The following is a 13813-nucleotide window of genomic DNA, read 5'->3' on the forward strand; positions in this document are numbered from 1 at the left end:
CACCGCTTTCGCGAGCAAGCCCGCTCCCACGGGGTTTTATGTGGGGCAAAAAAATGCCGCTCATGTGAGCGGCATTTTTCATTCGCAACGTTTATTCAGACGCCACGGCATTCTTCGCCAGGATCGCATTCGCCAGTTCCATGTCAGTGGCTTGCAAGCCCGGGTTGTCGGCACGGACTTTCTGCATGGCTGCTTCCAGGTACGGACCGCGGATGCTGCCGTCACTGGCGACGAAGCTGCTGGCATCGTCCTGGGCCGCGACGACCAGCTTGTGATCCTTGGACGTCAGATAGCTCGAACCGGTGGTCGCGCCGGACGTAAGAACGTTACGCCAAAAAGTATCGGCCATCGCCGAACCGACAGGCAGGGACAACAGCGCGACGGTAGCGACAGCAAGTTTGAAACGCATGACAGGGTGACTCCACTGGGTTGACTACGCGGTTGGATTGCCAACCTGCAATCGAGTTCCGTGGCTACCTATTCCGCCGTTTCGACCAGCAGGATCGCGCCTTGCTGGCCGACCACCCGCACGCGGCTGCCAATGGCAGCGTCCGGCCCGCGGGCCATCCACACGCCGTCGGCCACCTTGATTTTGCCGCGGCCGTCGACAATCGCTTCATGCACCACGAAGGTCTTGCCGATCAGCTCCTGGCCACGCAGGTTCAGGTGCGGCTGATCGCTTGGACGGGTCGCCGTGCGCTGACGCCGCCACCAGTACAACGCGGTGGCGATCGACAGCAGGCCGAACGACAGGAACTGCCATTCCCACGACAGGCCCGGCAGGAGGAAGGTCAGAACGCCGACGGCAGCCGCTGCCATACCGATCCACAGCAGGTAGCCGCCGGCGCCGAACACTTCAAGAATCAACAGCACCGTGCCCAGCGCCAACCAGTCCCAGAACGAAAGATGCTGCAAAAATGCCCACATGGCGGGCCTCAGGCTTTCTTGTTGTCGAAAGTGGCTTTGACGATTTCGCCAATGCCGCCCACCGCGCCGATCATCGAACTGGCTTCCAGTGGCATCAGGATCACTTTGCTGTTGTTGGCCGAAGCCAATTTGCCCAGCGCATCGATGTACTTCTGCGCCACGAAGTAGTTGACCGCTTGCACGTTGCCACTGGCGATGGCTTCTGACACCACTTTGGTCGCCTGGGCTTCCGCCTCGGCTTGCCGCTCGCGGGCTTCGGCCTCCAGGAAGGCGGCCTGCCGGCTGCCTTCGGCTTCGAGGATCTGGGCCTGCTTCTTGCCTTCGGCGGTCAGGATCGCTGCAGCACGGAGGCCTTCGGCCTCGAGGATCTGTGCACGCTTGATTCGCTCGGCTTTCATCTGCCCACTCATCGCCGCCATCAGGTCGGCGGGTGGGCTGATGTCCTTGATCTCGATCCGGGTGATCTTGATGCCCCACGGCGCGGTCGCTTCATCGACGGTGCGCAGCAGTTTTTCGTTGATGCCGTCGCGCTGGCTGAGCATGGCGTCAAGTTCCATTGAGCCGAGCACCGTGCGGATGTTGGTTTGCAACAGGTTACGAATGGCGTGCTCGAGGTTGTTGACCTCGTAGGCGGCCTGGGCCGTGTTGACCACCTGGAAGAAGCACACCGCGTCGATTTGCACCGTGGCGTTGTCGGCGGTGATGACTTCCTGTGGCGGAATATCCAGCACGCTTTCCATCACATTCATCTTGCGACCGATGCGGTCCATGACCGGAATGATGATGTTCAGCCCCGGCTTGAGCGTATTGGTGTAACGCCCGAAACGCTCGACGGTCCATTCAAAGCCCTGGGGCACGACCTTGAAGCCCATGAACAGAATGGCGACCACCAGGCCGACAAAAAGCAAAAGCACACTACCGATCTGCATAACGATTCCTTGTTGATGTATGGATCTGTTGAGTTGCAATCGCTGGAGTGTAGCGGTGCCGATGGCGGATAAGAACGGCAGGGCTCAGTTCTGCTCGCTCTGGGGCGTCACGCGCAGCACTTCCTCGATGGTCGTCAGCCCGGCGGCGACCTTTTGCGCCCCCGACAGTCGCAGGCTGCGCATGCCTTCCTTGAATGCCTGGCGCCGCACGGCCAGCAGATCGGTATCAGGACTGATCAACGCCTTGATGCCATCGCTGAGTTGCATGATTTCGTAGACCCCGGCACGACCGCGATAACCGGTGTCGCGACATTCCACACAACCGATGGCTCGTTGCGCATTGCCTGGCAGCGGGGCCTGCCAGGGGCGGGTCAGGGTTTGCCAGTCATCTTCGCCCAGCGTCAGCGGCGCCTTGCAGTGCGGGCACAGGGTTCGCACCAGTCGCTGGGCCATGACGCCAAGCACTGTGGCCTTGATCAGGTAATGCGGCACGCCGAGTTCCAGCAGGCGGCTGATGGCGCCGGGCGCATCGTTGGTGTGCAGGGTCGACAGCACCAGGTGCCCGGTGAGCGCCGCCTGGATCGCCATCTCTGCGGTTTCGAGGTCGCGGATCTCGCCGATCATGATGATGTCCGGGTCTTGCCGCATCAGCGCACGCACGCCGGCGGCGAAGGTCAGGTCGATGTTGTGCTGGACCTGCATCTGGTTGAACGCCGGCTCGACCATTTCAATCGGGTCCTCGATGGTGCAGAGGTTGACCTCCGGCGTCGCCAGTTTTTTCAGGGTGGTGTAGAGGGTGGTGGTCTTGCCCGACCCCGTCGGCCCGGTGACGAGGATGATGCCGTGGGGCTGGCGGGTCATGTCCTGCCAACGGCGCAGGTCGTCGGTGGAGAAACCGAGCTGGTCGAAGTCCTTGAGGAGGACGTCCGGGTCGAAGATCCGCATGACCATTTTTTCGCCGAAGGCGGTGGGCAGTGTCGACAAACGCAGTTCAACTTCGCCGCCGTCCGGGGTCTTGGTTTTCACCCGGCCGTCCTGGGGTTTGCGTTTCTCCGCGACGTTCATGCGCCCCAGGGTTTTCAGGCGACTGACGATGGCCATGGTGACCTGGGGCGGGAATTGATAGACGTTGTGCAGCACGCCGTCGATGCGAAAGCGCACCGTGCCTTGCTCGCGACGGGGCTCGATGTGGATGTCGCTGGCGCGTTGCTGGAACGCGTACTGGAACAGCCAGTCGACGATGTTGACGATGTGGGCATCGTTGGCGTCCGGCTCCTGGTCGCTGGCGCCGAGGTTGAGCAACTGTTCGAAATTGCCGAGGGTGCTGACGTGCGGGTCGGCGCTGTTGGCCCCGGTGACCGATTTGGCCAGACGGAAAAATTCGACGCTGAAGCGCTGGATGTCCACCGGGTTGGCCACCACGCGCTTGATCGGCAATTTGAGCACGTGGGTCAGGTCAGCCTCCCAGCCGCTGACATAAGGCTGGGCGCTGGCCACGGTCACCGCATCACGGTCGATCGCTACCGCGAGGATCTTGTGACGCTGGGCGAAGGCATAGGACATCAGCGGGGTCACGGCCGCGACGTTGATTTTCAACGGATCGATGCGCAGATAAGGCTGTCCGGCGTGCCGGGATAGCCACAGGGTCAGGCTTTCCAGGTCCAGCGGTTTGCCGGGGCGGCTGAGGTCCTCCAACTGTTGGCTGGCGATGAACTCCAGCGGATGCATTTGGCCATGGGTGGCGTTGCGGCGCCGGGCATTGAGCGCGTGTTCGGCCGAATCCTGGCTGATAAAGCCCTGCGCGACCAGTTCGCGCAGCACATCATTGAGATCCAGCCAGCGGTCCTGAAAGGCGAGTTGTACGGACATGCGGGCTCCTTTTGAACGACAGTGCGCAAAGGATAGCCGTGGCCCGGCTGACCGCTGGGCCACTACCCGACGAAGCCGTTTCGGCGTTTTTCAGCCCGCCGCCCGTACCGTTTCGGCCCAGGCGGAGTCAGCTTCCTGCAGCTCTACCGAGCAGACGCAGATCAGGTTACGAAGTTTTTCCGCTATCACTTGCGCGCGGTGCCAGCTCAAACCGTCGATGACGATCTCGATGGTCAGCCAGCCGTCCTGGCGCTGCACGTTGATCTGTTCCGGTGTGAGCAATTGCAAGGCGAACAAATTAAGAGCGCGACACAGCAGGTCCGGTTCGGCCTCGGCCCGCATTTGATAGTGAACACGGCAATGGGCATTGCTGGCGTTCCAGACATCGGCGCGGGTAGGTGGGGTGTTCACGGCTTCGAGATACGGCATGGTCAGGCTCCAGAATTACTGGAGAAATATTTACATCCTGTGCCGGGTATTTCTTCTCTATGATTGGCCAAATGGCAGGTACACAGACTTGATCAATTCATATATTGAGAGGTTAAAGGTTTTTTTATGCAGAGCGAACTGGACAGCTACGACCGCAAGATCCTCGCCTTGCTGCAAGAGGACGCTTCGCTCTCCAGCGCGCAGATCGCCGAGCAGGTGGGCCTTTCGCAATCGCCTTGCTGGCGGCGGATCCAGCGGATGAAGGAGGAGGGCATCATTCGCGGCCAGGTGACCTTGCTCGACCGCAAGAAAATCGGCCTGAACACGCAGATCTTCGCGGAGGTGAAACTCAATGCCCACGGGCGTTCGAACTTCACCGAATTCACCGAGGCGATTCGCGGCTTTCCAGAAGTGCTGGAGTGCTACGTGCTGATGGGGGCGGTGGATTTTCTGCTGCGGATTGTCACGGCGGACATCGAGGCGTACGAGCGCTTCTTCTTCGAGAAACTGTCGATGGTGCCGGGGATTCAGGAGGTCAACTCGATCGTGGCGTTGTCGGAGATCAAGTCCACGACGAGTTTGCCGGTCTGATGTTTTGTGGTGAATGTGCAGGCCTCTTCGCGGGCAAGCCCGCTCCCACAGGGGATTTGTGTCGATCACAGATCCAGTGTGGGAGCGGGCTTGCTCGCGAAGGCGGTGTTACAGACGCAGCAACATCTTCCAGGCACGGTTCTGATACACCGCAATCGCCTGCTGCTTGCGCGCATCCAGGACTTCGTCGGTGATCGATTCGTTGGCCAGTTGCGCCAGTTTGTTCAGCTCGCCGTACAGGCGATCCATTTCCGGGATCTCCAGCACGTTACGCGCATGGTGCAGCCAGACCTGGATGCGTTCGATGCGCGGCAGTTGCTCGGCCAGATCTTCCGGTTGCTGCTGGTAGCGTTGCAATTGCAGCGAGTTGGCTTCTTCGCCCAGCAGGCGTGGCAACCAGCTGCCCAGTTGCGCAGCGCCCTGGCGATTGCCACGGGTGTTGCGGTCGGCAGCCCAGGTGCGGGCCAGCAGCCAGCGCGAGGTAGTCAGTGAGAACAGGCCCCAGCGCGGGTCTTCGAGTTCTTCAAGGAACTGTTCGGGCGCGGCTTTGCGCACGTCTTCATCGTCCAGGCCGGCCTGGACCAGCGGACGCCAGTCTTCCAGCAAGGCATCAAGGGCGATGCGCAGATCGTGAGTCGACTGACGTGGTGCGGCTTGACCAAGGCTGCTGATCAGCGCGCGCATTTCGGCCAGGCACTCGACCCAGTCCTGCAACAGGCGCCAGTGGCCGTTGAAGCGATATTGCTCAGCCAGGCGCTGGCTGCTGCCGAGCAAGTGCCAGCTCAGTGCGGAGAACGCGTCGTCCAGCGGTGTTTCGGCCGTGATCTGCGGCGCCGGCAGGCTCAATGAGTAGCTGTGGGCGTCGTACAGGCGATATCCGCGCTCGGCCTTGCTGATATCGCATGGCATCAGCGCCAGTTTCTCGGCCAGCTCGGCGGCCAGTTCCAGCAATGCGGCCGGCTCGCCTTCACGCAGTTCCAGTTCCAGCTCGCAGATTTCTTCTTTCTGCTTGCCGACCACTACGTGGCCGAGGTCCAGGGCGGCTTCGATGACCACTTTGGTCTTGCCGCGGCCCCAGGCGATTTCCGCGCGCTCGCGGACGAAGTCGGTGGTGAAGATCGGCTTCAGGGTTTTCTTGTCCAGTTTGGCCAGTTCCTCGGGCCAGCATTCGCCGTCGAGTTTCTTCAGGTCGAGCTTGGCTTTGGGCAGGTTCCAGTCGTATTCGTTACGCACCGACAGGCCGGCGACGCTCTGGCCGCGGGTCTTGAGGGTCTGGATCACTTCTTCGCCATCCTTGCGCAGGCGCAGGGCGACTTTGGCCTGGGCCAGATCGCGCTCTGGGGTGTCGAAGTATTGATTCATCAACTCACGGCGTTCCCAGCCACTTTTGTTGCGTTTTTTCAGTAAGGGGTGCTCGCGCAGGGCGGCGAGGGTTTCGCGGCTGACGCGGAGTTTGATTTCGGTTTCTTTCTGCATGGCCGGAAAATCCAGGATCGGGAGCGCAGCCGGGGGAATGTGTGGCTGCCAAGGTCGTGCAGTGTACAGGACTCAAGGTTAGTACGCGCCGAGACGGTTTATTCCTGTCATCGGTTGGTTCTATGATGAACCTCAATTCGGGTGCCGGGAGTCAGCGATGCCATTGCCGTCGATGAAAGAACAGTTCGCGGCGCTGATCGCCGCGCCGTCCGTCAGTTGTACCCAGCCCAGACTCGATCAAAGCAACCGCCCGGTCATCGATCTGCTGGCGACGTGGCTCGGTGAGCTGGGTTTTACCTGCGAGATCCAGCAGATCAACCCCGGCAAGTTCAACCTGCTGGCCAGTTTCGGTTCCGGCCCCGGCGGCCTGGTGCTGGCCGGGCACAGCGACACCGTGCCGTTCGACGGTGCGCTGTGGCAAACCGACCCGCTGAAGCTGACGGAAGTCGACGGTCGTTGGGTCGGCCTGGGCAGTTGCGACATGAAGGGGTTTTTCGCCCTGGCGATCGAAGCGGTCATACCGCTGCTCGATCAACCGTTCAAACAGCCATTGCTGATTCTCGCCACCTGCGATGAAGAAAGCTCGATGTCCGGTGCCCGCGCGCTGGCCGAAGCGGGGCGGCCGCTGGGGCGGGCGGCGGTGATCGGCGAGCCGACCGGACTCAAGCCGATCCGCATGCACAAAGGCATCATGATGGAGCGCATCGACATCCTCGGGCAGAGCGGCCACTCTTCCGACCCGCGCCTGGGCCACAGCGCCCTGGAGGCCATGCACGATGCCATCGGCGAACTGCGTGGCCTGCGCTTGTTGTGGCAGCGCGAATTCCGCAATCCACAGTTTGGCGTGCCGACGCCAACGATGAACTTCGGCTGCATCCATGGCGGCGACAATCCCAACCGCATCTGCGGCCAGTGTTCGCTGGAATTCGATTTGCGACCGCTGCCCGGCATGGACCCCAAGGTCCTGCGTGCCGAGATCCTGCAAAAGCTCAAGCCGGTTGCCGAGCGGCATCAGGTCAAGATCGATTACGCGCCGTTGTTCCCCGACGTGCCGTCGTTCGAACAGGCCGAGGACGCCGAACTGGTGCGACTTGCCGAAAAGCTTACCGGTCACAACGCCGAAGCAGTGGCGTTCGGCACCGAAGCACCTTATCTTCAGCGCCTTGGCTGTGAAACGCTGGTGCTTGGCCCGGGTGATATCGCTTGCGCCCATCAGCCGGGGGAATACCTCGAAATGTCACGTTTGCAGCCTACGGTGCATCTATTAAGGCAACTGATCGAACACTATTGCCTGACACCGGCGCAAAAACCAACGCCGGTCTGTTAGGCACATGACTGTAGGAGCCGGCTTGCTGGCGATGCAGGCGATGCGGTCCAGCAGGTGAACCGCATCATCGTTCATCGCCAGCAAGCCGGCTCCTACAGGTTTGATAGTATAAATTGCCAGTTTCCAAACCCGTATTCATGAGGAGAGCGCGCGTGTCGCCAAGCCTGTTCCGACGATAACCATCAGCCCGCTGTGCGTTTTCAGTTTCGCCCTTTTTTCGGCTGCTATTTATTACAGGCCCAGGTTCATGCCCGAATACGTCAATTGGCTTCGTCACGCTTCGCCTTACATCAACGCCCACCGCGATTGCACCTTTGTCGTCATGCTGCCCGGCGACGGCGTTGAACACCCGAATTTCGGCAATATCGTCCATGACCTGGTGCTATTGCACAGCCTGGGCGTGCGCCTGGTGCTGGTCCACGGTTCCCGGCCGCAAATCGAAGCGCGCCTCGCGGCCCGCGGCCTGACCCCGCATTACCATCACGGCATGCGTATCACCGATGCCGCGACCCTGGAGTGCGTGATCGACGCGGTCGGCCAGTTGCGCATTGCCATTGAGGCTCGCCTGTCGATGGACATGGCTTCGTCGCCCATGCAGGGCTCGCGCCTGCGGGTGGCCAGCGGCAACCTGGTGACGGCTCGACCGATCGGCGTGCTTGAAGGCGTCGACTATCACCACACCGGCGAAGTGCGCCGGGTCGACCGCAAGGGCATCAACCGTCTGCTGGACGAGCGCTCCATCGTACTGCTGTCGCCGCTGGGCTATTCGCCGACCGGTGAGATTTTCAACCTGGCCTGCGAAGACGTCGCCACCCGCGCGGCCATCGACCTGGGCGCCGACAAGCTGCTGCTGTTCGGCGCCGACCTGGGCCTGATCGACGAACATGGGCGCCTGGTGCGCGAGCTGCGTCCGCAGCAAGTGCCGGCGCATCTGCAACGGTTGGGCAGTAATTATCAGGCAGAGTTGCTCGATGCCGCGGCCGAAGCTTGCCGTGGCGGCGTGGCCCGCAGCCATATCGTCAGTTACGCCGAAGACGGTGCGTTGCTGACCGAGCTGTTCACTCGCGACGGTGGCGGCACCCTTGTGGCTCAGGAACAGTTCGAAGTGGTACGCGAAGCGGCCATTGAAGACGTCGGTGGTTTGCTGGATTTGATCAGTCCGCTGGAAGAGCAGGGCATCCTGGTGCGCCGTTCCCGCGAGGTGCTGGAGCGCGAAATCGAGCAGTTCAGTGTGGTGGAACGCGAAGGTATGATCATCGCCTGTGCGGCGCTGTATCAGATCGCCGATTCGGACGCGGGTGAACTCGCGTGTCTGGCGGTGAATCCGGAGTACCGCCATGGCGGTCGCGGTGATGAGCTGCTAGAGCGTATTGAAACCCGCGCGCGGGCTCAGGGACTGAAAACCTTGTTCGTCCTCACCACCCGCACCGCGCACTGGTTCCGCGAGCGTGGTTTCGAACCGAGCAGCGTCGACCGCCTGCCGTCGGCACGGGCGTCGCTGTACAACTATCAGCGTAATTCGAAGATCTTCGAAAAAGCCCTGTAACCCAGCAGCTTTTTGTGACGAGGGAGCAAGCTCCCTCGCCACAGGTTTTCAGTGGATTACTCGGTGACAAACTTCGCGCTGACATACGGCGAATAGTCCGGCAGCACTGTCTCCACCTTCCCTTGCTCCTTCAGGAATTTCGCCGTCTCGCCAATGGCCTTGGCCGTGCCGCCGTCCAGCAGCGCGGTGCTCTGTTGCGCCTTGGCATCCGGGAATGCGGAACCGGCCAATAGCTCCGGTACATCGACGGCGTTTGCACCGGTCAGTTTGGCGATTTTCTGGACGGGCACCGAATCAACGGTCCATTGGTCCTTATGGGCGGCATAGTCGGCGAACGAATCCAGGGTGACCTTGGCGAATTTGGCCACCACCTCTGGGTGCTTCTGTGCGTAATCCTTGCGCGCTACCCAGACCTCAAAGGTTGGCGCGCCCCATTGGCCGACCTGCGCAGCGTCGGTCAGGGTCTTGCCCGTCTTGCGGATTTCCCCCAATGCGGGCGACCAGACAAACGCGCCGTCAATATCGCCGCGCTTCCAGGCGGCGGCGATTTCTGCTGGCTGCAGGTTCACCACTTTGACTTCCGAACTGTCCAGGCCCCAGTGCTTCAGCGCACCGAGCAGGCTGTAGTGGGAGGTCGAAACAAAGGGCGTGGCGATGGTCTTTCCGATCAGATCTTGCGGTTTTTCGATGCCGCTGCCGTTGCGCACCACCAGCGCTTCGGCGGCATTGATCTGGGCCGAGACGATGAACGCGACAATCGGCAGGTTGCGCGAGGCGGCAGCGGCCAGCGGACTGGAGCCGAGATTGCCGATTTGCACATCACCCGAGGCAATCGCCGTGACCACTTCCGGGCCGCTGTTGAAGCGCCGCCAGTCGATGGGCTGGCCGATGGTTTTTTCATAAAGACCATCGGCCTGGGGGACTTTGCTGGGGTCGATTCCGGTTTGATAACCGACGGTGAGGTTCGCCGCCTGAGCGGTGAAGGAAAATGCGAGCGATACACAAACTGTAACAATTGATCCGGATAGTGCGCGTTTGATCGTCATGGGGCCGCCTTTCGGTAAAGAATTTGTTTCCGAATTGCGTCAAAAACTAAACGATCTAAAAAAGTAAAAATAAATACCGATTAGGAATTAGCTTATGGTCCAAACCCTCTATTCTGGGGTGAATGGCGATCGGGGAGCTAAATTCCTAAACGGTATTAGAAAAGAATCGGGTAATTCTTTTCAGGTTCATGACGAATTCATGACCCAGCAGGGACCAAAAAAACGGGGGTTAGACTATGGTCGTAGACACATATAGTTACGATTGACTTATGGGTCACGGTCTGGCGCTAATCGCGCATCTTAGGATTTCGGGCGTCGACTCGAGACCAGGAATACAAGAATTAGAATCGAGAGGAGCTTCACAATGAACAAGTCCACCTTGGCTTTGGCCGTGGCCGTAGGGGTAGTGGCGCAGCAGGCAGGCGCCGCAGGTTTCCTGGAAGACAGCAAGGCTTCCATCAGTTCCCGCACCATGTATTACGACGCCGATGTGCGTTCAAGTCTGAGTTCTCCTGCTAACGATCTTCCTGCCAACCGTCAGCGCGAAACCGCTGAGGGTCTCAAGTTCGATTACCTGTCCGGATTCACCCAGGGTACGGTAGGTTTTGGTATCGACGCCCAAGCTGTGATGGGTATCCACCTGGATGGCGGCAAGGGGCATCACCCGACCGGTAACGCCAACTCGTTCTTCCCTAGCGATGGCGATAAGGCGGCCGACGAATGGAGCCGTCTGGATGGCAACGTCAAGGCTCGCTTCTCGAAGACCGAAGCCCACCTGGGTGGCGCTCTGGCACCTAACCTGCCGATCCTGATCGCGAACGACAGTCGTGTGCTGCCGCAGACCTTTGACGGTGGCACCATCTCCTCCAAAGAAATCGACAACGTGACCTTTAACTTTGGTCAACTGGAGCATGCGTCGGGTCGCGCCTCCTCGAACTCCACTGGCCTGTCTGTGGCTGGCGCTACTAAGGACAGCAACAAGTTCCTCTACGGCGGTGCTGACTGGAAGGTCACCAAAGACCTCACGCTGCAGTACTACTATGCGAACCTGGAAGACTTCTACAAGCAGAACTTCCTCGGCCTGGTGCACGTCTACCCGATCGCGGCCAATCAGTCGTTCAAGACCGATATCCGTTATTTCGACAGCAGCTCCGACGGCAAGAACGGCGACGCCGGCTATCAATTCAACAACAACAATGGCTTTGCCAAAGAAAGGGGCGTGGTCGATAACAAGACTTGGAGTGCCATGTTCACCTATACCCTGGGTGGCCACGCGTTCCTGCTCGGGCATCAGCGCGTCAACGATGACGGCGGCTTTGTGTTCTTGAACCAGGGCAGCCTTATCGATGATCAGGGTCGTCAAGAAGGTGCCGGCGGCGCCAGCTTCTACTCGTTTACCGATGCCACCGTGGGCAGCTTTATCCGTGCCGGTGAAAACACCACCTTCGGTCAGTACTCCTATGACTTCGCCTCCCTGGGTGTACCAGGGTTGAAAGCTTCGATTGGTTACTTGAATGGCCAGGACATCAAGGCTACCAACGGTGTCGGTAAAGACCTGAGCGAGCACGAGACTGACGCGCGTGTGGACTACGTGATTCAAACCGGTGCACTGAAAGGGTTTGGTACGACGTTGCGTCACGGTACCTACCGTGGCAACACCAGCACCCTTGATCAAGACCAGACCCGTCTGATCTTCAACTACACCTACAGCTTCATGTAAGAGCCGCAAGAAAAAGCCCCGTCCGTTGACGGGGCTTTTTTTCGTGTCGCGCTTTATATTCCAAAAATAAAGATACTATTTCTTTTTTATTCTTTTTAGTTTTTCAATCCGCACACTAAAGTGCGCCTGTCCGACACTCATCCCTGAACTCGGATTTGGCAGCTTCGTCCCTCGACAATTGATCAGTTTCAGGAATTGGCCTTGCCGCCGATACCTCGGATCTGCCGTGGGAAGCCATATTCCACAGTGATATTAAAAAAACCAAAGAAATTCTTTTTGGCTTTAAGGCCATGTATCCTGCCGCCCGCCAAACGACCGGCTTAGACGGTTTGCCGCGAATTTATGCATTCAGGATCCCGGGCAATCGATTCGGGACCAGGAACATCAGAACTAGAAACGAGAGGAGCGAAACATGAACAAGTCCACCTTGGCCATGGCTGTGGCCGTCGGGGTATTGGCCCAGCAGGCAAACGCCGCGGGTTTCATCGAAGACAGCAAGGCAACACTGGGGCTGCGTAACTTCTACATCAACACCGACAACCGCGACGGTACCGGTCCCAACAAAAACGAAGAGTGGGGCCAAGGCTTCGACCTGCGTTTCATCTCCGGTTACACCCAGGGCACCGTCGGTTTCGGTATCGATGCGATCGGCCTGTTGGGCGTCAAGCTGGATTCGGGCGGCGGTACCAACGGCGCCACGGCGACCTCTTACGGCGGCACGGTTTTCCCGAGCAAATCCAACGGCGAGGCGGTAGATGATTTCTCCAGCCTGGGCCTGACCGCCAAAGCCAAGGTTTCCCAGACTGAATTGAAGCTGGGTACCCTGCAGCCGAAAAACCCGGTGATCGTGACCAACGATGGTCGTCTGCTGCCGCAAACCTGGCAGGGTGGCCAGATCACTTCCGCCGAGATCAAGGACCTGTCGCTGGTCGCTGGTCAGATCGAAGCCGTTAAAGGGCGTAACTCCAGCAACAACGAGCAGATGTCGATTTCCGGTGCGAACACTCGCGGTACCAAGTTCCGCGACAGCAACAAGTTCATCTATGCCGGTGGCGACTACAAGATCACCAAGGACCTGACGGCCCAGTACTACTACGGCAAGCTGGAAGAGTTCTACAAGCAGCACTTCCTGGGTCTGGTCCACAACTGGGCAATCGGCCCGGGCGTGTTGAAGTCGGACTTCCGTTATTTCAACAGTTCCGACGACGGTGCCAACGGCCACGACCCTCTGTACTTCACCACTGGCAACTACAACGCACCAAACGGTAAAGGCAAGGTCGACAACAACCTGTACAGCGGCCTGTTCCTGTATTCGGTTGCCGGTCATACCTTCGGTGGCGGTTACCAGGTCAGCAACGGCAGCAGTGACTTCCCTTGGCTGAACCAGGGTGACGGTTCGTCGAACTACACCATCACCGATTCGCAAATCCAGAAGTTCGGCCGTGCCGGCGAGAAAACCTGGCAAGCACGTTACTCGTTCGACTTCGCCAAGGTCGGCGTACCTGGCCTGACCGCGGGTCTGGTGTACCTGCACGGCGACAGCATCGATACCGTCAACGCCAAGGGTGGCCAGGCGGCCAACGGTGCTTCCGAGTGGGAGCGTGACCTGAGTGTTGCCTACGTGGTGCAGGAAGGTCCGTTGAAGAACCTGGGCCTGGCGTGGAAAAACGCTACCTGGCGCACCGACCTGCCGAACACCCGTTCGCAGGACGAAAACCGCCTGATCGTCAGCTACTCGATCCCGCTGTTGTAATAGCGCTCGCGTAACCGATGCAAAAAAGCCCCGCCCGGTATTGCACCGGGCGGGGCTTTTACATGTTCAGGACGGGTTCACCCCCGTAATCCCGTCCTGAAGTTCCCTCTTTGCAGCAACTCAAGGCCTTCTCGAACCTCGTGGCCGATGTTCGGCGGGTTGTGCGTGCACGTCCAGTGAACAGATCTTTAATATTTCTT

12 protein-coding genes are annotated in these 13813 nt (G+C 59.6%); 5 read left to right on the forward strand and 7 right to left on the reverse strand.

The window, feature by feature from the left end; genetic code table 11:
- Window positions 1-91: 91 nt before the first annotated feature.
- The 5 genes from AB7M25_RS01745 to AB7M25_RS01765 form a co-directional block, all read right to left on the reverse strand.
- Window positions 92-409, reverse strand: coding sequence for a DUF2388 domain-containing protein (locus tag AB7M25_RS01745; RefSeq protein ID WP_007978921.1), 318 nt, complete (start codon window positions 407-409; stop codon window positions 92-94).
- Between the two features lie 68 nt (window positions 410-477).
- On the reverse strand, window positions 478-927 hold the full coding sequence (locus AB7M25_RS01750) for an NfeD family protein (RefSeq protein ID WP_429388243.1): 450 nt from the start codon (window positions 925-927) through the stop codon (window positions 478-480).
- Window positions 928-935: 8 nt separating this feature from the next.
- Window positions 936-1856, reverse strand: coding sequence for an SPFH domain-containing protein (locus tag AB7M25_RS01755; RefSeq protein ID WP_429388245.1), 921 nt, complete (start codon window positions 1854-1856; stop codon window positions 936-938).
- Window positions 1857-1940: 84 nt separating this feature from the next.
- Window positions 1941-3725, reverse strand: a complete 1785-nt coding sequence (locus tag AB7M25_RS01760; protein WP_429388247.1) for a GspE/PulE family protein — start codon at window positions 3723-3725, stop codon at window positions 1941-1943.
- A gap of 90 nt (window positions 3726-3815) precedes the next feature.
- Window positions 3816-4154, reverse strand: coding sequence for a hypothetical protein (locus tag AB7M25_RS01765; protein ID WP_454236920.1), 339 nt, complete (start codon window positions 4152-4154; stop codon window positions 3816-3818).
- Window positions 4155-4280: 126 nt separating this feature from the next.
- Between AB7M25_RS01765 and AB7M25_RS01770 the strand changes: the two genes are divergently transcribed.
- On the forward strand, window positions 4281-4745 hold the full coding sequence (locus AB7M25_RS01770) for an Lrp/AsnC family transcriptional regulator (RefSeq protein WP_008015415.1): 465 nt from the start codon (window positions 4281-4283) through the stop codon (window positions 4743-4745).
- Between the two features lie 108 nt (window positions 4746-4853).
- Here the strand turns inward: AB7M25_RS01770 and AB7M25_RS01775 are convergent, their stop codons facing one another.
- The gene (locus AB7M25_RS01775; protein WP_454236921.1) at window positions 4854-6221 is read right to left on the reverse strand and encodes a CYTH domain-containing protein; all 1368 of its coding nucleotides are present in this window, start codon (window positions 6219-6221) and stop codon (window positions 4854-4856) included.
- A 157-nt stretch (window positions 6222-6378) separates the two neighbouring features.
- Between AB7M25_RS01775 and argE the strand changes: the two genes are divergently transcribed.
- Entirely contained in the window at window positions 6379-7548 is a 1170-nt protein-coding gene (gene argE, locus AB7M25_RS01780; RefSeq protein WP_429388250.1) for an acetylornithine deacetylase, read from the forward strand.
- A 247-nt stretch (window positions 7549-7795) separates the two neighbouring features.
- The gene (gene argA, locus AB7M25_RS01785) at window positions 7796-9094 is read left to right on the forward strand and encodes an amino-acid N-acetyltransferase (RefSeq protein WP_007978929.1); all 1299 of its coding nucleotides are present in this window, start codon (window positions 7796-7798) and stop codon (window positions 9092-9094) included.
- Between the two features lie 56 nt (window positions 9095-9150).
- Here argA and tauA read toward each other — a convergent pair whose 3' ends face one another.
- On the reverse strand, window positions 9151-10134 hold the full coding sequence (tauA, locus tag AB7M25_RS01790) for a taurine ABC transporter substrate-binding protein (RefSeq protein ID WP_429388392.1): 984 nt from the start codon (window positions 10132-10134) through the stop codon (window positions 9151-9153).
- A 370-nt stretch (window positions 10135-10504) separates the two neighbouring features.
- Between tauA and AB7M25_RS01795 the strand changes: the two genes are divergently transcribed.
- On the forward strand, window positions 10505-11860 hold the full coding sequence (locus AB7M25_RS01795) for an OprD family outer membrane porin (protein WP_429388252.1): 1356 nt from the start codon (window positions 10505-10507) through the stop codon (window positions 11858-11860).
- A gap of 412 nt (window positions 11861-12272) precedes the next feature.
- Window positions 12273-13613, forward strand: a complete 1341-nt coding sequence (locus tag AB7M25_RS01800) for an OprD family porin (RefSeq protein WP_104450204.1) — start codon at window positions 12273-12275, stop codon at window positions 13611-13613.
- Window positions 13614-13813: the final 200 nt, after the last annotated feature.

This window comes from Pseudomonas sp. AP3_22 TE3818 (assembly GCF_053628995.1).